Annotated in this window: 26 protein-coding genes and 1 riboswitch; of the genes, 9 read left to right on the top strand and 17 right to left on the bottom strand. The window is 65.6% G+C overall.

The window, feature by feature from the left end:
- The first annotated feature begins 113 nt into the window (after positions 1–113).
- The 7 genes from FGK63_RS09245 (at position 114) to FGK63_RS09215 (ending at position 7337) form a co-directional block, all read left to right on the top strand.
- Positions 114–1280 carry an alpha-hydroxy acid oxidase gene (locus FGK63_RS09245; protein WP_138841457.1) on the top strand — a complete coding sequence of 389 codons (1167 nt, stop codon included), beginning with the start codon at positions 114–116 and terminating at the stop codon, positions 1278–1280.
- Between the two features lie 95 nt (positions 1281–1375).
- On the top strand, positions 1376–1996 hold the full coding sequence (locus FGK63_RS09240; protein ID WP_138841455.1) for a sulfotransferase family 2 domain-containing protein: 621 nt from the start codon (positions 1376–1378) through the stop codon (positions 1994–1996).
- Between the two features lie 135 nt (positions 1997–2131).
- Complete coding sequence (locus FGK63_RS09235; protein ID WP_138841453.1) at positions 2132–2794, top strand: 50S ribosomal protein L25/general stress protein Ctc; 663 nt, start codon at positions 2132–2134, stop codon at positions 2792–2794.
- Positions 2795–2957: 163 nt separating this feature from the next.
- A complete protein-coding gene (locus FGK63_RS09230) occupies positions 2958–4877 on the top strand; it encodes a DUF3604 domain-containing protein (protein WP_138841451.1) in 1920 nt (639 codons plus the stop codon).
- A 101-nt stretch (positions 4878–4978) separates the two neighbouring features.
- Positions 4979–5683 (top strand): aminoacyl-tRNA hydrolase, encoded by a 705-nt coding sequence (gene pth / locus FGK63_RS09225; RefSeq protein ID WP_138841449.1) that lies wholly within the window; start codon positions 4979–4981, stop codon positions 5681–5683.
- A 106-nt stretch (positions 5684–5789) separates the two neighbouring features.
- Complete coding sequence (locus tag FGK63_RS09220; RefSeq protein WP_138841447.1) at positions 5790–6953, top strand: serine hydrolase domain-containing protein; 1164 nt, start codon at positions 5790–5792, stop codon at positions 6951–6953.
- 9 nt (positions 6954–6962) lie between these two features.
- A complete protein-coding gene (locus FGK63_RS09215; RefSeq protein ID WP_138841445.1) occupies positions 6963–7337 on the top strand; it encodes a DUF2237 family protein in 375 nt (124 codons plus the stop codon).
- Positions 7338–7368: 31 nt separating this feature from the next.
- Here the strand turns inward: FGK63_RS09215 and trpB are convergent, their stop codons facing one another.
- The 8 genes from trpB to trmB form a co-directional block, all read right to left on the bottom strand.
- Positions 7369–8616, bottom strand: a complete 1248-nt coding sequence (trpB, locus tag FGK63_RS09210; protein ID WP_138841443.1) for a tryptophan synthase subunit beta — start codon at positions 8614–8616, stop codon at positions 7369–7371.
- An 88-nt stretch (positions 8617–8704) separates the two neighbouring features.
- Positions 8705–9352 carry a phosphoribosylanthranilate isomerase gene (locus tag FGK63_RS09205; protein WP_138841441.1) on the bottom strand — a complete coding sequence of 216 codons (648 nt, stop codon included), beginning with the start codon at positions 9350–9352 and terminating at the stop codon, positions 8705–8707.
- 9 nt (positions 9353–9361) lie between these two features.
- Positions 9362–9712 carry a lipopolysaccharide assembly protein LapA domain-containing protein gene (locus FGK63_RS09200; protein ID WP_171052630.1) on the bottom strand — a complete coding sequence of 117 codons (351 nt, stop codon included), beginning with the start codon at positions 9710–9712 and terminating at the stop codon, positions 9362–9364.
- 7 nt (positions 9713–9719) lie between these two features.
- Positions 9720–10004, bottom strand: a complete 285-nt coding sequence (ihfB, locus tag FGK63_RS09195; RefSeq protein ID WP_138841437.1) for an integration host factor subunit beta — start codon at positions 10002–10004, stop codon at positions 9720–9722.
- A gap of 270 nt (positions 10005–10274) precedes the next feature.
- A complete protein-coding gene (gene rpsA / locus FGK63_RS09190; protein ID WP_281282117.1) occupies positions 10275–12041 on the bottom strand; it encodes a 30S ribosomal protein S1 in 1767 nt (588 codons plus the stop codon).
- A gap of 183 nt (positions 12042–12224) precedes the next feature.
- Positions 12225–12842, bottom strand: a complete 618-nt coding sequence (locus FGK63_RS09185) for a (d)CMP kinase (protein WP_138841433.1) — start codon at positions 12840–12842, stop codon at positions 12225–12227.
- Positions 12839–14185, bottom strand: a complete 1347-nt coding sequence (gene aroA, locus FGK63_RS09180; RefSeq protein ID WP_138841431.1) for a 3-phosphoshikimate 1-carboxyvinyltransferase — start codon at positions 14183–14185, stop codon at positions 12839–12841. Before aroA ends, FGK63_RS09185 begins: the two co-directional genes overlap by 4 nt.
- Before the next feature lie 84 nt (positions 14186–14269).
- On the bottom strand, positions 14270–14974 hold the full coding sequence (gene trmB / locus FGK63_RS09175) for a tRNA (guanine(46)-N(7))-methyltransferase TrmB (RefSeq protein ID WP_138841429.1): 705 nt from the start codon (positions 14972–14974) through the stop codon (positions 14270–14272).
- A gap of 208 nt (positions 14975–15182) precedes the next feature.
- Between trmB and FGK63_RS09170 the strand changes: the two genes are divergently transcribed.
- Positions 15183–16160, top strand: a complete 978-nt coding sequence (locus tag FGK63_RS09170) for a hypothetical protein (protein WP_138841427.1) — start codon at positions 15183–15185, stop codon at positions 16158–16160.
- Positions 16161–16232: 72 nt separating this feature from the next.
- Here the strand turns inward: FGK63_RS09170 and metK are convergent, their stop codons facing one another.
- From metK to miaB, 7 genes are all read right to left on the bottom strand, one after another.
- Positions 16233–17414, bottom strand: coding sequence for a methionine adenosyltransferase (metK, locus tag FGK63_RS09165; RefSeq protein ID WP_138841425.1), 1182 nt, complete (start codon positions 17412–17414; stop codon positions 16233–16235).
- A gap of 5 nt (positions 17415–17419) precedes the next feature.
- A riboswitch (SAM-SAH riboswitch) is annotated at positions 17420–17468 on the bottom strand.
- Positions 17469–17510: 42 nt separating this feature from the next.
- Positions 17511–19016 (bottom strand): apolipoprotein N-acyltransferase, encoded by a 1506-nt coding sequence (gene lnt, locus FGK63_RS09160; RefSeq protein WP_138841423.1) that lies wholly within the window; start codon positions 19014–19016, stop codon positions 17511–17513.
- The gene (locus tag FGK63_RS09155; protein WP_138841421.1) at positions 19013–19900 is read right to left on the bottom strand and encodes a hemolysin family protein; all 888 of its coding nucleotides are present in this window, start codon (positions 19898–19900) and stop codon (positions 19013–19015) included. The genes lnt and FGK63_RS09155 overlap by 4 nt, the downstream gene beginning before the upstream one ends.
- A 36-nt stretch (positions 19901–19936) precedes the next feature.
- Positions 19937–20431 (bottom strand): rRNA maturation RNase YbeY, encoded by a 495-nt coding sequence (gene ybeY, locus FGK63_RS09150; RefSeq protein WP_138841419.1) that lies wholly within the window; start codon positions 20429–20431, stop codon positions 19937–19939.
- 65 nt (positions 20432–20496) lie between these two features.
- Positions 20497–21531, bottom strand: a complete 1035-nt coding sequence (locus FGK63_RS09145) for a PhoH family protein (protein WP_138841417.1) — start codon at positions 21529–21531, stop codon at positions 20497–20499.
- A 171-nt stretch (positions 21532–21702) separates the two neighbouring features.
- Positions 21703–22443 carry an outer membrane protein gene (locus FGK63_RS09140; RefSeq protein ID WP_138841415.1) on the bottom strand — a complete coding sequence of 247 codons (741 nt, stop codon included), beginning with the start codon at positions 22441–22443 and terminating at the stop codon, positions 21703–21705.
- A gap of 217 nt (positions 22444–22660) precedes the next feature.
- Positions 22661–23980, bottom strand: coding sequence for a tRNA (N6-isopentenyl adenosine(37)-C2)-methylthiotransferase MiaB (miaB, locus tag FGK63_RS09135; RefSeq protein WP_138841413.1), 1320 nt, complete (start codon positions 23978–23980; stop codon positions 22661–22663).
- 120 nt (positions 23981–24100) lie between these two features.
- Here miaB and FGK63_RS09130 point away from each other — a divergent pair, with 120 nt between their 5' ends.
- Positions 24101–24967, top strand: coding sequence for a hypothetical protein (locus FGK63_RS09130; protein ID WP_138841411.1), 867 nt, complete (start codon positions 24101–24103; stop codon positions 24965–24967).
- Between the two features lie 7 nt (positions 24968–24974).
- Here the strand turns inward: FGK63_RS09130 and FGK63_RS09125 are convergent, their stop codons facing one another.
- Positions 24975–25772, bottom strand: coding sequence for a phytanoyl-CoA dioxygenase family protein (locus FGK63_RS09125; RefSeq protein ID WP_138841409.1), 798 nt, complete (start codon positions 25770–25772; stop codon positions 24975–24977).
- A gap of 139 nt (positions 25773–25911) precedes the next feature.
- Entirely contained in the window at positions 25912–26331 is a 420-nt protein-coding gene (irrA, locus tag FGK63_RS09120; protein WP_138841408.1) for an iron response transcriptional regulator IrrA, read from the bottom strand.
- Positions 26332–26483: the final 152 nt, after the last annotated feature.

Raw genomic sequence — 26483 nt, 5'->3', positions numbered from 1 at the left:
TGCCGGGGTTTTTCGTGCCGGCGCGGGTCTGCGGGTGCGGCGTCATGCGCGCATTGCGCCGGGCGGGATTAATTGGTAAAGAAATCTAACCAAAGTCGCAGGAGCCGCCGCACATGCCAGTGATCACCAACATCCAGGACCTCAAGCGCATCTACGAACGCCGCGTGCCGCGCATGTTCTTCGACTATGCGGAAAGCGGCAGCTGGACCGAGCAGACCTTTCGCGAGAACACCTCGGATTTCGAGCAGATCCGCCTGCGCCAGCGGGTCGCGGTGGACATGTCGGGCCGTTCGACCGCCTCGCAGATGATCGGGCAGGATGTGGCGATGCCGGTGGCGCTGGCCCCTGTCGGGCTGACCGGGATGCAGCATGCCGACGGCGAGATCAAGGCGGCGAAGGCGGCCGAGGAATTCGGCGTGCCGTTTACGCTTTCGACCATGTCGATCAACTCGATCGAGGACGTGGCCGAGGCCACCGCGAAGCCGTTCTGGTTCCAGCTTTACACAATGAAGGACGAGGACTACATCCGCCGCCTGATCCAGCGCGCCAAGGACGCCGGGTGCTCGGCGCTGGTGATCACGCTGGACCTGCAGATCCTGGGGCAGCGCCACAAGGATCTGAAGAACGGCCTGTCGGCCCCGCCCAAGCTGACCGTCAGGACGATCGCCAACCTGATGACCAAATGGGCCTGGGGCATCGAGATGCTGGGGGCCAAGCGGCGCGAATTCGGCAATATCGTGGGGCATGTGCAGGGCATTTCCGACGCCTCGTCGCTGGGCGCCTGGACCGCCGAGCAGTTCGACCCCTCGCTGGACTGGGGCAAGGTCGAGAAGCTTATGGAGCTGTGGGACGGCAAGGTGATCCTGAAGGGCATTCTGGATGCCGACGACGCCAAGATGGCCGCCAAGCTGGGCGCCGACGCCATCGTCGTCTCGAACCACGGCGGCCGCCAGCTGGACGGCGCGCTGAGTTCGATCCGGGTGCTGCCCGAGATCATGGACGCGGTCGGCAGCGAGGTCGAGGTGCATCTCGACAGCGGCATCCGCTCGGGCCAGGACGTGCTCAAGGCGCTGGCCCTGGGCGCGAAGGGCACCTATATCGGGCGGGCCTTCGTCTATGGCCTGGGCGCGATGGGGCAGAAGGGCGTGACCACGGCGCTGGAGGTCATCCGCAAGGAGCTGGACACCACGATGGCGCTGTGCGGCGAGAAGAACGTCGCCGATCTGGGCCGCCACAACCTGCTGGTGCCGGAGGATTTCGGCGGCCGCTGGCAGGCGTGACGGCGCGGGCCGGTCAGACGGTCCGGACCTGCGGGTTTTGACATGGCGGCGAATCCGCAGGATAGTCCGCCGAAAAGGACCCGAGGCCGCCCGTCGTGCAAGTCTATCTGAAGCAGAACCTGGCGTTTCTGGCGGTGCCGAAAACCGGCACCACCGCCATCGAGACCCGCCTGAAAAGACATGCGGACATCGTGTTCGCCAATTCGCGCAAGCACGTGAACGCCGCGCAGTTCCATAACCGGGTGGCGCCGTTCCTGGCGCGGTTCTGCGGCGCCCGGCCCGAGCGGGTGGCGGTGATGCGCGACCCGGTCGAGCAGCTGCGCAGCTGGTACCGGTACCGGGCGCGCCTGTCGCCCAGGGAGCACGCCGAAAGCACGTCGGGGATGAGTTTCGACGACTTCGTGCTGGCGGTGATCCGCACCCCGAAACTGCCCCTTGCCGCCATCGGCAGCCAATACGCCTTTCTGACCCTGCGGGACCGGACCGTCGCCGTGCATCACCTGTTCGACTATGACGAGCATGAGCGGATCGCGGACTTCTTCTCGGACAGGTTCGGGGAGGAGGTGGCCTTTCCGATCCGCAACGTCTCGCCCTTCAAGCTGACGCCGCTGTCGCCCGAGGTCGAACAGGAGCTGCGTCAGGCCAGGGCCGCGGAGTTCGCGCTGTTCGCGGATCTGAAGGCGGCGGGGGGGTATCTGCGGCCGATGGCGGTGTGATCGCGGCCCGGCGCCGGACAAAGTGGCGGGGAATCACGAATCTCCCTTTTCAATTGCGCCGATCCGCTGTATGGGCAGCGCTTCACGCGGGGTGACAGCCTTGGAGGCACCCTGCCCTAACATTGGAGAATTAACATGGCTGGTGAGATTCCTGATCTCGTAGCTCTGGAACGGACGGGGACAGGCAAGGGCGCCGCTCGTCAGGCACGCCGCGACGGCTTGGTTCCGGGCATCGTTTATGGTGGCGAGAAAGACCCGCTGCCGATCAACATCCCGTTCAACAGGCTGTTGAAAATGCTGAAGGCGGGCCGGTTCAAATCGACGCTCTTCAACCTCAAGGTCGAAGGCCACGAGGACGTGCGCGTGATCTGCCGCAACGTGCAGCGGGACGTGGTCAAGGACCTGCCCACGCACCTGGACCTGATGCGCCTGCGCCGGTCGACCAAGATCGCGCTGTTCATCCCGGTCGAGTTCATCAACGAGGGCGCGGCCCCCGGCATCAAGAAGGGCGGCGTTCTGACCGTCGTCCGTCCCGAGGTCGAACTGGTCTGCGTCGCCGGCGAAATCCCGGAGAAGATCACCGTCGATCTGTCCGGCATGAACATCGGTGACGTGGCGACCATCTCGTCCGTCGATCTGCCGGCCGGCATCAAGCCGACCATCGACCGCGACTTCGTGATCGCCAACATCTCGGCTCCGTCGGGCCTGGCCTCGGAAGACGAGGAAGAGGAAGGCGCAGAAGAGGCAATCGAAGCCGTCGAGGGCGAAGAAGAAGCCGAAGTCGAGAGCGCCGAATAGTAAGTCTTGGCGACACCTTGGCAAGCGTTTGAACGGGGTCCTTCGGGACCCCGTTTTCATTTTGCTCCGTAAATCCCCGCAGGCGGGCCAAAATCGTCTATGATGTCCCATCGGCCGGAACTTGGGGCCGGATGACGAATTTTTTGTCGATGGGGAGATTGTCATGACTTGTTTTACGTCGCGCGCCGGCGCCCTGCTGGGCGCGGTTCTTCTGGGGTCCATTGCCACCGGGGCCCTGGCGCAGGTGCAGGATATGCTGCCCAACAAGGAGGACGTGGCGGAGAAATTCACCTCGGACCACTTCTCGCCCTATGCGGGGCGGACCTTTCCGACCAAGCTTTTGTGGGGCGACACGCACCTGCACACCCAGGTCTCGGTCGATGCCGGGACCATGACCCGCCTGAGCCAGGAGGACGCGTTCCGGTTCGCGCGGGGCGAGGAGGTCACCACCACCCACGGCCTGCGGGCGCGCCTGGGGCGGCCGCTGGACTGGCTGGTCATCTCGGACCATTCCGAGATGTACGGCCTCATGCCGCAGCTGCTGGCGGGCGATCAGGACATTCTGGCGACCGAGCAGGGCAGGACGTGGTACGACGCCCTGACCAGCGGGGACAACGACGTCGTGTTCAACACCGCGATGGAGATCGTGGCGTCGCTGTCGGGCGACGTGCCCCCGATCGACAATCCGAAAGCGACCAAGAAAGCCTGGCGGCATTACACGGCGCTGGCGGACCAGTACAACGAACCCGGCGTGTTCACCGCGCTGATCGGGTATGAATGGACCTCGGAAGGCGGCGACAACATCCATCGCAACGTGATCTTCCGGGGCGGCGCCGAGATCGCGGATCACGTGGTGCCGTTCTCGCAATACGACAGCAAGAACCCGGAAGACCTTTGGGCGCATCTTGCCGATTTCGAGGAGCGCAGCGGCAGCGACGTCCTGGCGATTCCGCACAACGGGAACCTGTCGAACGGCCGGCTGTACTCGGTCTCCAATTTCGACGGCACGCCCCTCACCGAGGACCTGGCCCGGCTGCGCGCGCGCTTCGAGCCGGTGATCGAGACGACGCAGATCAAGGGCGACAGCGAGGCGCATCCCTTCCTCAGCCCGGATGACGAGTTCGCGGATTTCGACACCTGGGATGCCTCGAACCTGAACGGCACCGAGGCCAAGACCCAGGACATGCTGCAATACGAGTACACCCGCGAGGCGCTGAAGACCGGGCTGCTGCTGGAAGAGCAGCTGGGCGTCAACCCCTACAAGGTGGGCCAGATCGGTTCGACCGACGCGCATACCGGCATGACCGCGGTCGAAGAGGACAATTTCTTCGGCAAGCACTCGGGCGTCGAACCCGAGCCTCATCGCTGGGAACACCTGGTGATCGAGGCGCCGGACCCGGAGTTTTCGATCTACGGGTGGAAGCAGGCTTCGGGCGGGTATGCGGCCGTCTGGGCGACCGAGAACACCCGCGAGGCCATCTTTGACGCGCTGGAACGGCGCGAGGTCTATGCCACCACCGGGTCGCGCATCATGGTGCGGTTCTTCGGCGGCTGGGACTTTGCCGAACAGGACGCGCTGGCGCGGCTGCCCGGCGACATCGGCTATGCCAAGGGGGTTCCGATGGGGGCCGACCTGCCGGCGCGGACCGGTGACGGGGCGCCGAATTTCCTGATCGCGGCGCTCAAGGATCCGTACAGCGGCAATCTAGACCGGGTGCAGGTGATCAAGGGCTGGCTGAACGCGGACGGCACCCGCGGCGAGAAGGTCTACGACGTGGCCTGGAGCGGCGACCGCCAGCCGGGCGACGACGGCAAGCTGCCACCGGTCGGCGACACGGTGGACGTGGCCAACGCCACCTGGACCAACACCATCGGCGCGCCGGAGCTTCTGACCGTGTGGCAGGACCCGGACTTCGACCCGGACCAGCGCGCCTTCTACTATGTCCGCGTGATCGAGATTCCGACGCCGCGGTGGACCGCCTACGAGGCCAAACGGTTCAACGTGCAGATGGACGACATGGTGCCGATGACCACGACCGAGCGCGCCTATACCTCTCCGATCTGGTACACGCCGAAGGGATGAGGAGGCAGGGCCGCCGGAACGCGCGGCGGCCCGTCTGGATTTCCGCCCGGTTTCGGTGCATGTAGGCGCCCGAGCAACTTGGAACTGCGCGGGGCCGCCTCATGAAACTGATTGTCGGGCTGGGAAATCCGGGGGCGAAATATGCCCGCAACCGGCACAATATCGGTTTCATGGCCGTGGACCGGATCGCCGAGGATCACGGGTTCGGCCCGTGGAAGTCGAAATTCCAGGCCGAGATCGCCGAAGGCCGGCTGGGGCCGGAAAAGATCCTGCTGCTGAAGCCCATGACCTTCATGAACCGCTCGGGCCAGTCGGTGGGCGAGGCGATGCGGTTCTACAAGCTCGACTCCACCGATGTCATCGTGCTGCATGACGAGCTGGACCTGGCCCCCGGCAAGGTGCGGGTCAAGGCGGGCGGCGGCCATGCGGGACATAACGGGCTGCGGTCGATCCACGACCACATCGGCGCGGCCTATGACCGGGTGCGGCTGGGGATCGGGCATCCGGGGCGCAAGGAAATGGTGTCGCCCTATGTCCTGAGCGATTTCGCCAAGGCGGATGCCGATTGGCTTGACGATGTTCTGCGCGGCGTGTCGGACGGCGCGACCCACTTGGCGGCGGGCGACGGCGGCAAGTTCATGAACGCGGTCGCGCTGCGGACCGCGCCGCCGCGGTCGTCCACCACCCGCAAGGCGGAGGATGCGCCGGCGGCGGGACCCTCGGCGGCGGAGTCCCCGGCGGCGGAACCCGAGGCCGGGGAAGACACCCGGTCGGCCATGCAGAAGCTCTTGGACAAGTTCCGGTGACGGGCCCGGCTGTCCCTGCCTGAGAGCGCCGCCTGTCTTGCCGTGACGTAGCGATTGCGCATTGCGGTCTCTCGCGTTCCAATGCCGGCGACGAGGGAGGTGAGACATGCGAACTGTCCTGAAGTGGCTGGGCCGCATCCTGCTGGTGTTCATTCTGGCGGCTGCCGTTGTCGGTTTTGCCAAGCGCGAGGAGATCCAGCGGCTGATGGCCGTGAACTCTTTGTTTTCCGAAGACAAGATCGTGGCGAATTTCTCGAACATGGACGCGGCCTTCCTGACCGTGCCGCTGCCGCGCGGCGCCGGTCCGACATCCGAACTGGCCTATGGCGCGGCCTACGAGCTGCCCGACGGCGCGGCGGGCTGGATCGAGGAGCGGGCGGTGACCTCGCTGCTGGTTCTGCAGGACGGCAAGATCCGCTACGAGGAATATTTCCTGGACACCGGCCCGGATGACCGCCGGATTTCGTGGTCGATCGCCAAGAGCTATCTTTCGGCGCTGTTCGGCATCCTGCTGGAGGAAGGCGCAATCGCGTCGCTGGACGATCCGGTGATCAAATACGCGCCCAAACTGGAAGGCAGCGCCTATGAAACGGCCACCATCCGCAACGTGCTGAACATGTCCAGCGGCGTGACCTTCGACGAGGATTACCTGGACTACAATTCGGACATCAACAGGATGGGCCGGGTGGTGGCCCTGGGCGGCGAGCTGGACGATTTCGCCGCCTCGCTCAAGGACAGCTTCGCGGCGCCGGGCGAGACCTGGCAGTATGTTTCCATCGACACGCATGTGATCGGCATGGTGATCCGGGGAGCGACCGGGCGTTCGGTGGCCGAGCTGCTGTCGGAAAAGGTCCTTGCGCCGCTGGGGCTGGAACGCAACGGCTACTACATCACCGACGGGGCCGGCGTGGCCTTCGTGCTGGGCGGGCTGAACTTCACCACCCGCGATTTCGCCCGGTTCGGCCAGATGATCCTGCAGAACGGCGAATATGGCGGCGAGCGGATCGTGCCCGCCGCGTGGATCGCCGAGTCGACCTGGCCCAGCGCCCCCACCGAGCCCGGCAGGATCGGCTACGGCTTTCAGTGGTGGATCCCGGTCGGGGCCCATGAGGGCGAGTTCATGGGGCGCGGGGTCTATGGCCAGTACCTGTATTTCGATCAGCCGCGCGGCGTGCTGATCGTGATGACCGGGGCCGACCGCAAGTTCCGCGACGAGGGCGTGAACGAGGCCAATATCGAAATGTTCCGCAAAATCGCGCAAAGCCTGTAGACTGGGGCCATGCAGAAGCAAGACAGCATCAACGTGCTTGGCGGCGTGCTGGGGAGTTGCTCGCGGTCGCCGCTGACCGGGTTCTTCCGGGACGGGGCCTGCAACACCTGCCCCGAGGACCGCGGCAGCCACACCGTCTGCGCGGTGATGACGGCGGAGTTCCTGGCCTATTCGAAATACGTCGGCAACGACCTGAGCACGCCGCGGCCCGAGTTCGATTTCCCGGGGCTGAAGCCGGGCGACAGCTGGTGCCTGTGCGCCGCGCGGTTCCTGCAGGCGCATGACGAGGGCTGCGCGCCGAAGGTGCATCTGGAGGCCACGCACCGGCGGGCGCTGGACGTCGTGCCGCTGAGCATCCTGGCGCAGCACAAGGCCAAGGACTGACCGGCCCGCGAAAGGGCCGGTCCCATGCGGATCAGTTCGCCTCGCGGCCTTCGGTGTCGGACATGTCGAAGCCGAGGAATTTCGCCACGGTGAAGATGTCCTTGTCGCCGCGGCCGCACATGTTCATGCAGATGATGTGGTCCCTGGGCAGGTCCGGCGCGATCTTCATGACATGGGCCAGCGCGTGGCTGGGTTCGAGCGCGGGGATGATGCCCTCGGTCGCGCAGCAGAGCTTGAACGCCTCGAGCGCCTCCATGTCGGTGATCGCCACATACTGGGCGCGGCCGACCTCGTGCAGCCAGGAATGCTCGGGGCCGATGCCGGGGTAGTCGAGACCGGCCGAGATCGAGTAGCCCTCGAGGATCTGGCCGTCGTCGTCCTGCAGCAGATAGGTCCGGTTGCCGTGCAGCACGCCGGGGCGGCCGCCGGTCAGCGAGGCGCAGTGCTCCATCTTCTCGTCGACGCCCTTGCCGCCGGCCTCGACGCCGATGATGTTGACCGAGGTGTCGTCGAGGAACGGGTAGAACAGACCCATCGCGTTCGAGCCGCCGCCGATGGCGGCGATGATGGTGTCGGGCAGACGGCCTTCGGCCTTCATCATCTGCTCCTTGGCTTCCTTGCCGATGATCGACTGGAAGTCGCGCACCATCGCCGGATAGGGGTGCGGGCCGGCCACGGTGCCGATGCAGTAGAAGGTGTCGCGCACGTTGGTCACCCAGTCGCGCAGCGCGTCGTTCATCGCGTCCTTGAGCGTGCCGCGGCCGGAGGTCACCGGGATCACCTCGGCCCCCAGCAGGCGCATCCGGAACACGTTCGGCGCCTGGCGCTGCACGTCATGGGCGCCCATGTAGACCACGCATTTCAGGCCGAACTTGGCGCAGACCGTGGCGGTCGCCACCCCGTGCTGCCCGGCCCCGGTTTCCGCGATGATCCGGGTCTTGCCCATGCGGCGGGCGAGGATGATCTGGCCCAGCACGTTGTTGATCTTGTGCGCGCCGGTATGGTTCAACTCGTCCCGCTTGAGATAGATCTTAGCGCCGCCGAGATGCTCGGTCAGGCGCTCGGCGAAATAGAGCGGCGACGGGCGGCCGACGTAATTCGCCCAGAGATCATCCATCTCGGCCCAGAAGTCGGGATCGACCTTGGCCTTTTCATATTCCTCTTCCAGCGACAGGATCAGCGGCATCAGGGTTTCACTGACGAACCGTCCGCCGAAAATGCCGAAGCGGCCCTTTTCGTCGGGACCGGACATGAAGGAATTGAAAAGATCGTTGGCCATGCGTGCGCCCTCTGTTGGCTTTCCCCTGTCCTAGTGCGCACGCGCCGAGAGGGCAAGCCAAGCCAGCCGGAAATCGCGCGGCCCGGGATCAGCCCTGCGCCGCGCCGATGAAGCTGCGAATGAGTTCGGCATCCTTGACGCCCGGCGCGGTCTCGACGCCCGAGGAGACATCGACCTGCTGCGCGCCGGTCATGCGGATCGCCTCGGCCACGTTCTGCGGGGTCAGGCCGCCGGCCAGCATCCAGGGCCGCCGCCAGTACTTGCGCCCCGCCAGCAGGCGCCAGTCGAAGGCCAGGCCGTTGCCGCCGGGCAGGACCGCGTTCTTCGGCGGCTTGGCGTCGATCAGCAGCTGGTCGGCCACCTCGGAGTAGAGATCGATCTGCGCCAGGTCCTCTTCGTCGGCCACGCCGACCGCCTTCATCACCGGCAGGCCGAAGCGGTCCTTGACCGCGGCCACGCGGTCGGGGCTTTCCTTGCCATGCAGCTGCAGCATGTCGAGCGGCACCGCGCCGACGATCCGGTCCAGTTCGGCGTCGGTCGCGTTCACCGTCAGCGCCACCTTGGCGAGGCCCACCGGCGCGTCGGCGGCCAGTTCGGCGGCCCTTGCGACCTCGAGATGCCTGGGGGATTTGGGAAAGAACACGAAACCGGCATAACGCGCCCCTGCCCGCGCAGCAGCCTGCACGTGTTCGGGCGCGGTCAGCCCGCAGATCTTGACGTTGACGTCTTGCGGCATCGGCCTTTCTCAGCCGGCCTCGTCCAGAAGGGCCAGCACTTCGTCCTTGCCCTCGTTCTGCTTCTTCTTGAGCTTGTTCACTTCGCGCTCGAGTTGGCGCACCTCGCGCTTCTTCACGTCGGCCTGCCGGCGATGCTTGTGCTCGCGCAGCCATTCCCAGATGAAGCCGATCACCAGGCCCGCCGCGACGCCGCCCAGCACGACCAGGAACAACGGCAGCGAGACCGAGAAGTTGAAGCCGAGGAGCCCGGCGAGTTCATCTGGCATCAGCTTCAGTTCGACCAGTGCGAAATTGGCAAGAGAGACGGAGACCAGGACGATCCCCAGCGCGGCCAGAAAGGCGTAGCGAATGTAGCGCATCATGAGTTCAGGCTTTTCCGTTCAATCGATCCCTGAGCAACTTGCCGGTCTTGAAGAACGGCACGTACTTTTCCTCGACATGCACTGTTTCGCCGGTTCTTGGATTGCGACCAATCCGCGCGTCGCGCTTCTTGACCGAGAACGCGCCGAAACCGCGCAGTTCCACCCTGTCGCCGCGCGACATGGCATCCGTCACTTCCTCGAACACGGTGTTCACGATCCGCTCGACGTCACGCTGATAAAGATGCGGGTTCTCATCGGCGATTTTCTGGATCAGTTCTGAACGGATCATGCGTGCGACCTCCCAGGTGTCAGGTTTTTCCCGTCTATTTGTTTGTGAGTATAGAAAAAAACCCGGATCGGGGGAACGCAGACTCTTTGCCTGCAAGGCGCATTTTTGGGGTTTACCGGCGCGAATCGCGGGGCGAAGGCCGGATTCCGGCCCGTCGGCGGCGCCGAAGACCCCTTGGTGGGGCGCTTTGGGAAGCTATTGATTCGCAACAAAAACGGCCCCGCGCATATGCACGGGGCCGTATTCTTGCGGTCGCGACGCGACCTGGGCTTATTCGCCCGACTTCAGGGCCGCGCCCAGGATGTCGCCCAGCGACGCACCCGAGTCGGACGAGCCGTACTGCTCGACGGCCTCTTTCTCTTCGGCGATCTCGCGCGCCTTGATCGACAGACCCAGACGGCGGGTCTTGCTGTCGACGTTGGTCACGCGGACATCGACCTTGTCACCGACCGAGAAACGCTCGGGGCGCTGCTCGGAACGGTCGCGCGACAGGTCCGAACGGCGGATGAAGGACTTCATGCCTTCGTATTCCACCTCGATGCCGCCATCCTCGATCGCGGTGACGTTCACGGTGATGACCGAGCCACGCTTCACGCCGCCCACGGCCTCGGCGAACTTGTCGCCGCCCAGGGCCTTGATCGACAGCGAGATGCGCTCTTTCTCGACATCCACTTCCGAGACGACCGCCTGGACGACGTCGCCCTTGCGGTAGTTCTGGATGGCGTCCTCGCCACGCTCGTCCCACGACAGGTCGGACAGGTGGACCATGCCGTCGATGTCGCCTTCGAGGCCGATGAACAGACCGAACTCGGTGATGTTCTTGACTTCGCCTTCGACCTGGGTGCCTTCGGGATGGGTTTCCGCAAAGACTTCCCACGGGTTGCGCATGGTCTGCTTGAGGCCCAGCGAAACGCGGCGCTTGGCGCCGTCGATTTCCAGTACCATGACGTCGACTTCCTGGCTGGTCGAAACGATCTTGCCGGGATGGACGTTCTTCTTGGTCCAGGACATTTCCGAGACGTGCACCAGACCTTCGACACCCGGCTCCAGCTCGACGAAGGCGCCGTAGTCGGTGATGTTGGTGACGCGGCCCTTGTGGACCGAACCCAGCGGGTACTTGGCGCCGACCAGATCCCACGGATCTTCCTGCAGCTGCTTCATGCCCAGGCTGATGCGGTGGGTTTCCTTGTTGATCTTGATCACCTGGACCTTGATGGTCTCGCCGATGTTCAGGATCTCGGACGGGTGGTTCACGCGGCGCCATGCCATGTCGGTGACGTGCAGCAGGCCGTCAACGCCGCCCAGATCGACGAACGCACCGTATTCGGTGATGTTCTTGACGACGCCGTCCACGGTCTGGCCTTCGGACAGGTTGCCGATGACTTCGGCGCGCTGTTCGGCGCGCGATTCTTCCAGGATGGCGCGGCGCGAGACCACGATGTTGCCGCGGCGGCGGTCCATCTTGAGGATCTGGAAGGGCTGCTTGAGGCCCATCAGCGGGCCGGCGTCGCGCACGGGGCGCACATCGACCTGGCTGCCGGGCAGGAAGGCAACGGCGCCGCCCAGATCGACCGTGAAGCCGCCCTTGACGCGGCCGAAGATGGCGCCTTCGACGCGGGCATCGTCGGCATATGCTTTTTCCAGGCGGTCCCATGCCTCTTCGCGGCGGGCCATCTCGCGCGAGATGACGGCTTCGCCGCGGGCGTTCTCGGCCGCGCGCAGGAAGACCTCGACCTCGTCGCCGACGGCGATTTCAGGGGCTTCGCCGGGATTTGCGAATTCTTTGAGTTCGACGCGGCCTTCCATCTTGTAGCCTACGTCGATGATGGCCTGGCCGGCTTCGATAGCGATGACCTTGCCTTTGACGACAGAGCCCTCTTCGGGGGTGTCCATTTCGAAGCTTTCGTTGAGGAGGGCTTCGAATTCCTCCATGGATGCGTTAGCCATGTGGCGTTGTTTTCCTTTACGTTTCGCTTTTTCTGGCCGAGCGGTTGTCTCCGCCGGTCTTGATTGATGCCCGCCTTCGGCGGAACGGATTGGTCAGACGACCTGGGTCTCATGCCGCAAAACAAAGAGGGCCGGCTGTTCCCGACCCTGCTCGTCTCATTGTTTTATGGCTCAAATCGCCTTGTCGACGCAGGCTCTATACCGAGTTCACCCAGGCACTGCAAGGACGAATGCCGAAAACGGGCGGCGTGGCGCGCATGGGCGGCTGGCGGGTCAGCCCGCCGACGGGAATTTCTGCTGAATCAGGGCGACGGCGCGGGCCAGCGCGTCCTCGATGCTGAGGTCCGATGTGTCCAGCAGCACCGCGTCGTCGGCAGGTTTCAGCGGCGCCTCGCTGCGTTCCGTGTCGCGCGCGTCGCGTTCGCGCACATCCGCCAGAACCTGCGCGCGGGTCACGTCCGCCCCCTTGGCGTCGAGTTCGAGGAAGCGGCGCTCGGCCCGCACCTCGGGGCTGGCGGTGACGAAGAGCTTTACCTCGGCCTCCGGGCAGATCACCGTGCCGATGTCGCGCCCGTCCAGCACCGCGCCGCCCGCGCGCCGCGCGAAGGCGCGCTGGAAATCGACCAGCGCCGCGCGCACTTCGGGGATCACCGCGACCTTGCTGGCCGCCTGCGCCACGTCGGCGCCGCGCAGCGCCTCGGGTTCCAGATCCTCGGCCACCAGCGCCTCGGCGGCCGCCACCGGTTCCTCGCCCTGCAACATGCGCCAGCCGACGGCCCGGTAGAGCAGGCCGGTGTCCAGATGCGCGAAGCCGAAATGCCGGGCGACGCCCCTGGAGACCGTGCCCTTGCCGGCGGCGGCGGGGCCATCTATGGCGACGGTGAAGCTCATGCCCGTTCGAGGCTGGCGCCCAGGCCCGCCATCAGCGGTTCGAAGATCGGGAAGGATGTGGCGATCGGGCTGCCATCGTCCACCGAGACCGGCTTCTGCGCCCCCATGCCCATGACCATGAAAGACATGGCGATGCGGTGGTCCAGGAAGCTTTCGCAGGTCGCGCCGCCGGGCACGCCGCCGATGCCCAGGCCCTGGACCGTCCACCAGTCCTCGCCCTCTTCGACGGTGACGCCGTTGGCGCGCAGGCCGCGGGCCATGGCGTCGATGCGGTCGCTTTCCTTGACCCGCAACTCCTTGACGCCGCCCATCATGGTGGTGCCGGTGGCATTGGCCGCGACCACCGAGAGCACCGGGTATTCGTCGATCATCGACGCCGCGCGTTCGGCCGGCACGGTGATGCCCTTCATGTCCGGCGAGTAGCGGGCGCGCAGGTCCGCCACCGGCTCGCCTCCCTCGTGGCGCTCGTTCTCATAGGTCAGATCCGCGCCCATCTCGCGCAGTGTGGTGAAGAGCCCGGCGCGGGTCGGGTTCAGCCCGATACCCGGCACCAGCACGTCCGAGCCCGGCGTGATCAGGGCCGCGCAGACCGGGAAGGCGGCGCTTGACGGGTCGCGCGGCACGGCGATCACCTGCGGCTTCAGCTCGGGACGCCCGGTCAGGGTGATGACCCGGCCCTCGTCGGTATCCTCGACGGTGATCTCGGCGCCGAAGCCGGCCAGCATCCTCTCGGAATGGTCGCGGGTGGCTTCCTTTTCGATCACCACGGTCTTGCCCGGCGCGTTGAGGCCCGCCAGCAGCACCGCGGATTTCACCTGCGCCGAGGGCACCGGCACCTCGTAGCGCACCGGCACCGGGTCGGCCGCGCCCACGATGGTCATGGGCAGCCGCCCGCCCGAGCGCCCGACCGCCTGTGCGCCGAACAGCGCCAGCGGATCGGTCACGCGCGCCATCGGGCGCTTGTTCAGGCTGGCGTCGCCGGTGAAGGTCGTGGTGATCGGGGAACTTGCCATCGCGCCCATGATCAGGCGCACGCCGGTGCCGGAATTGCCGCAGTCGATCACCTGATCCGGTTCCGCGAAACCGCCGACGCCAACGCCATGCACCGACCAGTTGCCGCCGCCGTGGTCGATCACCTCGGCCCCGAAGGCGCGCATCGCCTTGGCGGTGTCCAGCACGTCTTCGCCTTCGAGCAGCCCGGAAATCTTTGTTTCTCCGACCGCCATCGCCCCAAGAATGAGCGAGCGGTGCGAGATCGACTTGTCGCCGGGAACCTCGGCCGATCCGGTCAGCGGGCCGCAGGGATGCGAAGTCATCGGGATGGGCGTGCCGTGTCCGGACATGGAAGCTCCTTTTGCGCTATCGGTACCAGCCGATTAGCGAATTGGCGGCAGAGGGTCCAGCCGCAATGAGCCTGTCGCGCGGCGTCAGCCCTTGCGGCGGAAAGTCAGGTAATGCGGCACCCGCCCCTCGCGCAGGGCCTTTTGTTCGTAGCGGGTCGAGATCCAGTCGTCCCACGGCTCGCGCCAGTCCGCGGGGCGTTCGGCGAGCCATTCGAACCCGGCCTTCGGGACCTCTTCGAGCGTCTGGCGGACGTAGTCCGGGATGTCGGTCGCCACCCGGAAGATCGCGCCGGGTTTCAGCACGCGGGCGAGCGGGCCCAGATGCTCGGGCGTGACGAAGCGGCGGCGGTGGTGGCGTTTCTTGGGCCAGGGGTCGGGATAGAGCAGGAAGGCGCGCGAAATGCTCTGGTCCGGCAGCACGTCGAACAGGTCCCGAACGTCGCCGGGGTGAACGGCAAGGTTTTCGACACCCGCGCGGCGGATCTTGCCCAACAGCATCGCGACGCCGTTGATGAAGGGTTCGGCCCCGATGATGCCGATATCCGGATTTCCCGCGGCCTGATGCACCAGATGCTCGCCGCCGCCGAACCCGACCTCGAGCCAGACCGGCTTGCCCGCGAACAGGGCGCCCAGATCCAGCGGCCTGCGCTCGGGGTTGCTGTCCCAGTCCACCGCGCCGGGAGAGAGGGCGGCGAGGTCCTCGGTCAGGTAGGTTCTCTGGCTTTGCTTCAGGGTCTTGCCCCGGATGCGGCCGTAGAAATTGCGGTAGGGTCGGTTGGCTTGGGTCATGTCCGAGGGTCTAGCCGCTGTCCGCCGCCTTCGCAACGGGTCAGATCCCGGCCCCTGCCGGCCCGACCGGCGCGGCGGTGCGGGGCGTCCGCATCACTGGCGAAAATCACACACACCGGCGCGATCGCGACGCGGTACAATTGACATAATCCCGGCCCGATCTATTAGCGATCAACATAACACCCCCGATCCGGGCAAAGGGAATCAGATGAAACGCACCGAATTCTCCTGCACTGCCAAGACCCGCCTCGCGACCTTGGCCTTTGTCTCGGCCGCCGCCATGTCCGGCATGGCCGCCACGCCCGCCGGCGCGCAGAATTTCGACTTTCCCGGCGGTGAGCAGGCGCTGGCCGATCAGGCGCTGGCGACCTGGGGATACCTCGCCCTGCCGAACCGCGCCGCGCGCTTCGTGTCGGCGGGCCGGTTCAAAGGCAGCGACGCCGAGCTGTTGTACGGCCAGATCGGCGATGGGCTGAACCCCTACGAAACCTCGCCTTTCTACACAGAACTGTTCGGCGGCTACCAGAGTTTCGACCCGGTCCTGACGCTGAGCGACGGCAGCAACACGACCACGGCCAATGCCGAATGGAACAGCTTTTCGGTCACCGGCGGCTTTGGCTGGGATTTCGAGATCGACGAATACTGGACCCTGCGCCCCATCGCGAACATCTCGTTCGGCAACGTCCAGGCCGAGGTCGATCCGATCAGCGGCGTCAACTCGGGCAATTCCGGGTCCGGCGTGGATTTCCTGCGGAACGGCGAATTGTGGACGATGGGCTACGGCGCGGCGCTGGAGCTGCAATACAAGCTGCACGCTCCGAACCGCGAGTTCGATTTCTACCTGCGCCACACCGAGATGAAGCTTGAGACCATCGGCGATTCGACCGTGGATGCCGATGCGGATGTCTCGGCAACCACCGCATGGCTGCGGGCGCGCTATCCGATCCGCAATTGGCGGGCCTATGGCCGGCCGGTCCGGTCGGTCTGGCAGGCCGGGGTGGCCGGGCTGTACGGCGATCAGGACGAGGCGCTTGGGTTCGACTGGGTCGCGTCGCTGGGCGCGGGCATCGAGCTGGATGTCGAAGAGACGAGCCTGCCCTGGGTGAAACGCGCCCGGGTGATGCTGGGTTATTCCAAGAGCGATGTGTTCGACGTCTATTCGATCGGGTTCGGCATCAGCTTCTGAGCGGCGCCGCGGCTGAACGGAAAAACCCCGCCGCGAGGCGGGGTTTCTTTTTTGTTGTCGGCTGTCCGGGGCTCAGACCGCGGCTTTCAGCGCCTCGGCCAGATCGGTGCGTTCCCAGCTGAACCCGCCGTCATCCTCGGGGTCGCGCCCGAAATGGCCATAGGCGGCGGTGCGCTGGTAGATCGGCTTGTTCAGGCTCAGGTGCTGGCGGATGCCGCGCGGGCTGAGGTCCATCACCTGGTCGATGGCTCTTTCGATGGCCTCGTCATCGACTTCACCCGTGCCGTGGGTGTCGGCATAGATCGACAGCGGCTTCGACACGCCGATCGCATAGCTGAGCTGGATGGTGCAGCGCTCTGCCATGCCCGAGGCGACCACGTTCTTGGCGAGGTAACGCGCGGCATAGGCGGCCGAGCGGTCCACCTTGGTCGGATCCTTGCCAGAAAAGGCGCCGCCGCCATGCGGGGCCGCGCCGCCATAGGTGTCGACGATGATCTTGCGGCCGGTCAGGCCGGCATCGCCGTCGGGGCCGCCGATGACGAACTTGCCGGTCGGGTTGACGTGCCAGATCGTCTTGTCGGTCAGCCAGCCTTCGGGCAGGGTTTCGCGGATGTAGGGCTCGACGATCGCGCGGATGTCGTCCGAGGTCAGCGCCTCGTCCATGTGCTGCGTCGACAGCACGACCGAGCTGACGCCGACCGGCTTGCCGTCGCGGTAGACGACCGAAAGCTGCGATTTCGCATCCGGGCCAAGTACCGGCTCCGTGCCGTTCTTGCGCACTTCGGCCAGGCGCCGCAGGATCGCGTGGGAATACTGGATCGGCGCCGGCATGAGGGCCGGCGTCTCGTTGGTGGCGAAGCCGAACATGATGCCCTGGTCGCCCGCGCCCTCGTCCTTGTTGTCCGAGGCGTTCACGCCCTGGGCGATATGCGCCGACTGTTCGTGCAGAAGGTTGGTGATCTCGCAGGTGTTCCAGTGGAACTTGTCCTGCTCATAGCCGATGTCCCGGATGCAGTCGCGGGCGATCTGGTCGATCCGCCCCATGTAGTCGTGCAGCTTTTCCTGATCCGACAGACCGACTTCGCCGCCGATCACCACGCGGTTCGTCGTGGCGAAGGTTTCGCAGGCGACGCGGGCTTCGGGTTCTTCGTTCAGAAAGGCATCGAGGACGGCATCGGAAATACGGTCACAGACCTTGTCCGGGTGCCCTTCGGAAACGGACTCCGAAGTGAAGGTGTAGTTCTGTCGGGACATGAAAGCGCTCCATTGAGATTACCCCGCCACGCCAGGAAGCCGTTGTGACAGGCGAAGGATTGGATAAGCAAAGGGATACGGGGGGTCAATCGGAAATTACCGCGCAGGGGGCCGGGCCCGGCGCGACATCAGCGCAATCAGGACAATCAGGGCGAAAAGGACCGGCCCGTCGCCAAGACGGGAATAGAGCGTGGGCGGCAGCGGGTCGGGCAGCGCGGCATCGGCAAAGCCGGCCTCGCCCAGCGCCACCGCGGCGGTGATCCGGCCCAGGGGATCGATCATCGCCGACACGCCGGTATTGGCGGACCGGACCATCGGCACCCCCTGCTCGATCGCCCGCATCTGGGCCTGCGCGAGGTGCTGGTAGGGGCCGGAGCGGGTGCCGAACCAAGCGTCGTTGGTGATCTGCAGCAGCAGGGCGGGACGCTCGGGCGCGGCGCGGACGTCCTGTGGGAACACCGCCTCGTAGCAGATCAGCGGCAGCGCCAGTCCCAGTTCGCCCAATCTCAGCACCGCCGCGCCGGGACCGGCGCTGAAGCCCTGACCCGTGGTCGCCGCGAAACCGTAGAGCCCGAACCGGGCCATCAGGTCGCCGAAGGGGACGTATTCGCCGAACGGCACCAGGTGGTGCTTGTCGTAGAGGCCCGCTTGCCGGCCCTCCTCGTCCAGATAGACCAGCGAGTTGTAGATGCGCATGTCCGCGCTGCGCTGGATGCCGAGCACCACCGGAGCGCCCTGCGCCGCGTCGGCAATGACGCCAAAGGCCGGCGCCGCGTTTTCCAGCCAGACCGGCAGCGAGGTCTCGGGCCAGACGATCAGGTCCGGGCGCGGTTCGGCCGCGGTGTACCCGACAAGGCGTTCGAAGAACACGGGGGCGTATCGCGGATCCCATTTCTGGTGCTGGGGGGCGTTGGGCTGGGTCAGGCGCACGGTTTTCCCGGACGGCGAAACCTCGGGGCGCAGAGCAGCGCAGGCGATGGCCGCGATGCCGAACAGCGCCGCCGGGGCAAGAAGCCGCGGCAAACCGCGCCAGCCCGGCCCGGACACCAGACCGGCGCCCAGCGGCAGGGTGGCGGCCAGGGTCAGGGCGCCCAGCCCGTAGGGCCCGATCAGCGACAGAAGCTGCGCGGCAGGCGAGTCGACCCAGATCTGGGCCAGCCCGGCCCAGGGAAAGCCGGTCAGGACGTAGCCGCGTGCGATCTCGGCCAGCGACAGGGCCAGCACCAGCAGCCAGGCCTGCGCGCCGCGACCTGCGCCGGGCCTGCGGGCAAACCAGAAGGCCGGCGCCCAGAACAGCGCCATGCCGCCCGCCATCAGCACCAGTGCGAAGGGCGCCATCCATGCGTGGCGGTCGGGATCGACCAGAAAGGGCTCGACGATCCACAGCAGGGCATGGCCGAAATAGCCGGTGGCGTAGGCCCACCCGACCCAGGCGGCGCGGACCCTGGTTTCCGCCGTCAGGAACAGGCCCGAGAGCAGGACCAGGGAAACGAGAGTGGCGCCCCAGATGTGGAACGGGGCCAGCCCGATGGCCGCGACGGCCCCCAACAGGGCCGCCATCGCCGCCCGCAGCCAGAAGGACCAGCGGTGGGCAGGCTTCATGCAGCGTGGCCGGGCAGAATGACCCGCAGGCGCTTGATGCGGCGCGGATCCGCGTCGATCACCTCGAATTCCGGGCCTTCGGGGTGGATCACCACCTCACCGCGCGCCGGAACCCGGCCGGACAGCATGAAGACCAGACCGCCCAGCGTGTCGATCTCTTCTTCGTCCACATCCTCGTGGCTGGTCAGCGAGCGCCCGATCTCGGCCTCGAAATCCTCCAGCGGCGCGCGGGCCTGCACGACGTAGCAGCCGGGTTTTTCCTGCACCCAGAGCTTGTCCTCGTCGGCGTCGTGTTCGTCCGCGATCTCGCCCACGACCTGTTCGATCAGGTCCTCGATCGTCAAGAGCCCGTCCACGCCACCGTATTCATCGATGACCAGCGCCAGGTGGCGGCGCTCGGCCTGCATCTTGGTCAGCAGCACGCCGATCGGCATGGACGGCGGCACGTAGAGCAGCGTCCGCAACATCGACATCAGGTCGAACTCGGCCGAACTGCCGTCGAAGCCATGCGTCAGCGCGAAATCCTTGAGGTGCACGAAGCCGAGCGGCGAGTCGATCGTTCCCTCGTAGACCGGTATCCGCGACATGCCGGTGTCGCGGAACACCTGCACGAGTTCGTCCTTGGAGATGGTGCTTGGCACCGCGACGATTTCCGCCGTCGGGATCGCCACGTCCTCGACCCGCATCCGGTGCAGGTTGATCATGCCTCGGGGCTGCGCGCTTGCCACGGCCTGCCCGTTCATCTTGGGATCGTCGTCGGTCTCGGAGGACGAGAATACGTCAATAATGCGTGAAAGAAATCCCGACTTCTCTTCGGTCTGTTCGTCGTCGTTCTGGGGCTGCGCGCTGTGCGCCGCCGTAGAACTGCCCTCTATTTCGCCCATTTTCCTGTTCCAAATGACCGGGTCCGCGGACCCTACCTAACCATTATATGGGTCATCGACACCCAGTTTGCCAAGTACCTCGACTTCGACGCCCTCCATCAAGGTGGCGTCGGCGTCACGAATGTGGTCGTAGCCCAGAAGATGCAACAGGCCATGAACGATCAGATGCGTGACGTGATCGTCGAAGGGCTTTCCGGCCTCTTCCGCCTCGCGCAGACAGGTGTCGTAGGAGATCGCGATGTCGCCGAGCGCGATTTCGCCGGTGAAATCCGGCTCGGGGCGCAGGGGCTGACCGCCGGGCTCGTCCGCGGCCAGATCCTCGGCCGGCCAGCTCAGCACGTTCGTGGGCGCAGGCTTGCCGCGGAATTCCGCGTTCAGCTCGCCGATGCGCGCGTCGCCGCATCCCAGCAGGCTGACCTCGCAGATCTCCGGGTCGAGCCCGCAATGATCCAGCGCCGCCGCGACGGCCCGGGTCGCCAGCGGCTCGAGGTTTCGCCAGCGGGCGTCTTCCAATGTCAGATCGACGGTCATGCGCGGTCTCTGTCGGAGCGGGCGCGGGCCCGGTCCCGTGGTTGTGCGAACCGGGGGTGCGGCCCTCAGCCCGTCTTCGAGGCCGAGTCGCGCCCGGCATCGGCCTCATAGGCGTCAATGATGGCCGCGACAAGCGGATGGCGCACGACATCCTTGGAAGTGAAGTAGTTGAAACCGATCTTCGGGATCGACTTGAGCAGCCGTTCCGCATCCGCCAGGCCCGACGGCACCCCGCGCGGCAGGTCGACCTGCGAGCGGTCGCCGGTGATGACCATGCGGCTGCCCTCGCCCAGGCGGGTCAGGAACATCTTCATCTGCATGGTGGTGGCGTTCTGCGCCTCGTCCAGCACCACGAAGGCGTTCGACAGCGTGCGCCCGCGCATGAAGGCCAGCGGCGCGATTTCGATCCGCTTTTCCTCGATCAGCTTGGCCAGCTGCTTGCCGGGCAGGAAATCGTTCAGCGCGTCGTAGAGCGGCTGCATGTAGGGATCGACCTTTTCCTTCATGTCGCCGGGCAGATATCCCAGCTTTTCGCCCGCCTCGACGGCAGGGCGGCTGAGGATGATCCGGTCCACATGGCCGCCGATGAACATCGACACGCCGACGGCCACGGCAAGATAGGTCTTGCCGGTCCCCGCCGGACCGATGCCGAAAGCCAGTTCGTTCTCGAACAGCGATTGCACGTAGGCCTTTTGCGCGTCGGTGCGCGGCTCGACCAGCTTCTTGCGGGTCTTGATCTCGACCGTGCCGCCCTTGAACATTTCCAGCTGGTCGCCGTCGCGCACGCCGGTGCCGACCTCGGAATTGCCCATCCGCAACTCGCGGTCGACATCCGCCGATTCGACCGTGCGGCCGGCTTCGAGCCGGGCGTAGAGGGCATGGAGCACTTCCAACGCCTGTTTCTGGCCCTCTTCCTCACCGATGATGGCCAACTGGTTGCCGCGCCGAAGGATCTGCACCGAAAGCTTCTGCTCGATGTCGGCCAGGTTGCGGTCGTATTCGCCGCAGAGGTCGATCAGCAATCTGTTGTCGGGAAACTCAACAAGCGCCTCTTGGTGGGGCATGTCGTCTTGCGGTGGGGTCAGTGCACCGATGGCCAATCCGTTCTCCTGTCTTGGCGTTTGAGTCGAGCGTAGCCAGATTGGCCGCGGCAGCGCAAGCGCCAAGGTGAATTTTCGCGACCGGGGGGATCGGGCAAGGCGATAATGCAACTGCGGCGGGCCGTGGTCCGCCGCCTGAGGAACCGGTCGTGGAGGGTTTTGTCCGAGCGGTCAGAAGGCGAAATTCAGCCCCAGGCGCAGGTTGCCGTAGCTTGGGGTCGCCACGGTCGAAGACCCGCTTGCATCGGTCAGGGTCTTGGAGTTGAAGCGCGTGTATTCGTATTCCAGCGTCATCGACAGGTTGTCGCGAAGGACGCGCTCCACCCCAAGGCCAAGCAGGTAGCCGTCGTAGTCCGACTGATCGGAAAGCGAAATCGTGTCGCCGCCCGCGGTTCCCGAAACGGAATAGTCGATGTCGCCGCGCGCATATCCGATGATGCCGTAATACTGCATGTTGCCGCGCGTGTTGGCGAAGCCGCCCTTGAAGCGCAGCACCAGGGTATTCTTCACGTCGATCGACGCCTGGTGCGTGGCGGTGGTGAAACTGTCGCTGATGTCGCCGCCGCCATAGCCCAGCTCGACCCCGTAGACGTAGGCAAGCCCGCTGGTCGGCACCGTGTTGCGCCAGCCGAACCGGAGGCCGTAGTTGAAGCCGCCCGGCTCGAGCGTTCCGGGCGTGGCGACCAGGCTTCCGTTGGGCGCGCGCTGGCCGACGTCGTCGCCGCTTCCGAAGGCGTAGGCGAGGTCGCCGCCGACATAGAAGCCGCGCAGGTCGAGCTTGATCGGCGCGGGGGCGATGACATCGGGTTCGACGAGGGGCGCAGTCGCGCTGCCTGCAACCGCCTGGGAAGCGCCCAGCACACAAAGCGCGATCGGCAGGGTAATCGCCAGCCGGCGGACATACGCAAACATTCTACTCGCCACTCTTCGTACTCACCCTCTCCCGGATGGCCGCCATTTCGGGGTCTGCCACGGAAATTACGACTTCCTACACAAACCGCCCTACATCTTGCAAACTTTCATTTTGGTTAACGCAAGCATGTATTCGCAACATTGACCAAAGATTAAATTCGGTCAATTCTCGCCTTACGTCCTGTGCAGACTGAATTTTTTTCGTGTCTTCCGGGTTTCAGACCAGCACGCCGGCAAGGGAATTCGCACCCGAGGCGGTGATGCGGACCCTGCGCAGATCGCCGACCTGCACATCCGCCTCGCTCACGTGGACGGCATGCAGGTATTCCGACTTGCCGACCATCTGGCCGGCCAGGCGCCCCGGTTTTTCGAAAAGAACGCTCACCTCGCGGCCGACCATGGCGTCCTGCACCTCGCGCTGGTGCCGCGTGATCACCGCCTGCAAACGCTGCAGGCGGTCGTCGGCCTCGGCCGCCGGGACCTGGGGGCGTTCGGCCGCCGGCGTGCCCGGCCGCGTCGAATACTTGAAGGAATAGGCGTAGCCGTACCGGACCTCTTCCACCAGATCGAGCGTGGCCTGGAAATCCTCTTCGGTCTCTTCGGGGAAGCCGACGATGAAATCCCCCGACATCAGGATGTCCGGGCGCGCGGCGCGAATGCGCTCGATCAGGCGCAGGTAGCTTTCGGCGGTGTGGCTGCGGTTCATCCGCTTGAGGATCCTGTCCGATCCCGACTGCACCGGCAGATGCAGGTAGGGCATCAGCTTGCCGCAGGTGCCGTGCGCCTCGATCAGGTCGTCGGTCATGTCGTTGGGATGCGAGGTGGTGAAGCGGATGCGCTCCAGCCCGTCGATCCCGTCCAGCTCCCGGATCAGCCCGGCAAGGGTCATGTCGCCGTCCGGCCCCGCACCGTGATACGCGTTGACGTTCTGGCCCAGCAGCGTGATCTCGCGCACGCCGCGTTCGACCAGATCGCGCGCCTCGCTCAGGATCCTGTCGGCAGGGCGGCTGACCTCGGCGCCGCGGGTATAAGGCACCACGCAGAAGGCGCAGAACTTGTCGCAGCCTTCCTGCACGGTCAGAAAGGCGGTCGGGCCGCGCTTGCCCTTGGGGCGGTTCTTCAGCTTCTCGAACTTGTCCTCTTCGGGAAAATCCGTGTCCAGCGCCTTTTCGCCCGAGCGCGCCCTGGCCTCCAGTTCAGGCAGGCGGTGATAGCTTTGCGGCCCCACCACCAGATCGACCAGCGGCTGGCGGCGCATGATCTCTTCGCCTTCGGCCTGCGCCACGCATCCCGCCACGCCGATCCTGAGATCGGGCTTTTCCGCCTTGAGCCCCTTGAACCGGCCCAGTTCGGAATAGACCTTTTCCGCCGCCTTCTCGCGGATGTGGCAGGTGTTCAGCAGGATCATGTCCGCATCATCGGGGCTTTGCGTTTCCACGTAGCCCTGACCGCCCAGCGCCTCGGCCATGCGCTCGCTGTCATAGACGTTCATCTGGCAGCCATAGGTCTTGATATACAGCTTTTTCGGTTCGGACATCGGGCGGGCCTTTGCGTTCGCGGGATCGGCGCCGTCTATACGGAACGGGCGCCGCTTGCAATGCAGGCGCAATTACCCGAATTTGAGCGCGATTTCCAGAAGCGCAAGCCGGGGCACCCGATGCGATACGACTCACTCGACGACTTCCTCGGACGCGGCGCGGGCGCGCTGGCGAAAGGGCCGGTGGCGATGATCTTCGCCGAGGACGATGTCGAGATCACCAGCACCCTGCGCCACCACCAGCATCTGGGATTCAAAACCGTCCTCGTGCTGATGCCGCGGGATTTCGCGCTGCCCGAGGATGGCAACGGCCGGGTCCATCGCATCGACTTCAACCCGGCGCCGCGCGCCGGCGTCTTTGACGCGGTCAACCGGATCATCGGCGCCGCGCCGGGCGTCTGGATGTATTACTGCTTCAACGCCGAGTACCTGTTCTATCCCTTCTGCGAGGACCGGAGCGTGGGCGAGATGCTTGCCTTTCACGCCGAAGAGCGGCGCGACGCGATGCTGACCTATGTCATCGACCTTTATGCCGACGACCTGAATTTGCACCCCAACGCCGTCGCCCCGGACCGGGCCATGCTGGACAAGTCCGGCTATTATGCGCAGGCGCGGCTGAACCCCGAGAACGGGCATCCGCTGGAACGGCAGCTGGACTTTTCAGGCGGCCTACGCTGGCGGTTCGAAGAGCACATCCCCAAGGACCGGCGCCGGATCGACCGGATCGCGATCTTCCGGTCGAAGCCCGGCCTGAAACTGCTGCCGAACCACACGTTCAACGATCCGGAATACAATACCTACGCCTGTCCCTGGCACCACAACCTGACGGCGGCCATCTGCTCGTTCCGCACGGCGAAGGCGCTGAAGCGCAACCCGGGATCGACATTCGACATCGCCAGTTTCCGCTGGCGCAACTCGGTGCCGTTCGACTGGCATTCGCGCCAACTGCTCGAACTGGGTCTGATGGAGCCGGGCCAGTGGTTCTGAGCGGCCGTCAGCGGCGGTAGAGGACCGGGAACCAGTCCTCGCGCAGACGCTGCCCGGGCTGCATGTCATGGCCCGGAAACGGCGGCGAGGTGCGTCCCGGACGCTCGACGTAGCGGGCGTCGTCGCCGACCAGGCGCAGGGAAAAGGCCCGGCGCCGCGAGGTGGAGGTGTTTCCGCGCGCGCCGTGCAGAACGCGGTAGTTGAAGGCCACGGCATCGCCCGGCTGCATCTCGAATTCGACGATCTTCATGCCTTCGGCCTCGGGATCGGGGACGGGTATGTACTGCCCCTCGTCCGGGAAATACCCTTCTTCCGAGACCCAGCGGGTCGGCAGAACCTCTTTTTCCCACAGGTGCGAACCGGCGACGCAGCGCAACGTCGCCTCTTTCACCGGGTCGAGCGGCGACCAGAAGCTGACGGTCTGTCGGCCTTCGACGAAATAGTAGGGCCCGTCCTGGTGCCACGGTGTCGCCATCGAGGTTCCCGGCTCCTTGACCAGCACGTGATCGTGGAACATCTGCGCCGTGTCCGAGCGCATCAGGTCCGCCGCCACCTGGGCCGCGGGCGAAGTCTCGATCACCTCGCGGAACTGCGGGATGCGGGTCCAGTTGCAGTAGTCGTCGAAGAACCGGCCCGTCTGGCCTTCCTTGCGGTTCTCGGAGGCGTAGGGACCGGGCTCGGCCATGTTCGCCTCGATGCCCGCGCGCAGGGTCTCGACATGGTCGGCAAACAGCCCCGACACCAGCACGACGCCGTCGCGCTGATAGGTGTCGATCATGTCCTGGGTGACAAGGGGGTGCGGCATGGCGGTCTCCGGTCCTGCGAATCTTGGGGGGATTTGCTCATGGTTCGGACGATCGTTCAATTGCCGTCTGCGGAATCGGGATCGTGCAAAGGCGGTGGCTGCGGCGTGTACCGGCCAATCCGGGATTTCGCGGCGGCGGTCAGGCCTTGCGGCGCAGACGGATCACCACGTCGACCGAGGCGATCTCGACCCCTTCGGGCGCTTCCGGCAGGCGCTGGATCACCAGCTGGTCCGAGGGCGCGTCCGACAGGCGGCTTTCGTCCTCCCAGAAGAAATGCGGGTGGTCGTGGGTGTTGGTGTCGAAATAGCTTTTCGAGCCGTCCACGGTGATCTCCTGCAGCACGCCCGCCTCGCAGAACGCGCGCAGGGTGTTGTAGACCGTGGCGAGCGACACCGCCGCGCCGGTCGATTTCGCGGCCTCGAACAGGCTTTCCGCGGTCACGTGGCGGTGCTTGCCGTCGCCGACCAGCAGCTCGGCCAGCGCCACGCGCTGACGCGTCGGCCGCAGACCGGCGTTCACCAGCCAATCGGTGGCAATTTCCTGGCTTTGTGACGTCATGGATTCGATACCCGATATTGCTAAAGGTATATATAAGTGCTGCGATGCGGGAAATTCAAATGAATTTCATTCGCAAGAACGCCTTACCGCCGAAGGATGTGGTTCGGCCGCTCTTGCAGGACCTTGCGCACGGGTGTTAGAGGAGGCCAGAT

Origin of the sequence: Ruegeria sediminis, from assembly GCF_005938215.1 — a bacterium.
GTDB classification, from domain to species: domain Bacteria; phylum Pseudomonadota; class Alphaproteobacteria; order Rhodobacterales; family Rhodobacteraceae; genus Ruegeria; species Ruegeria sediminis.
This window is presented reverse-complemented; position numbering and strand designations above follow the sequence as displayed.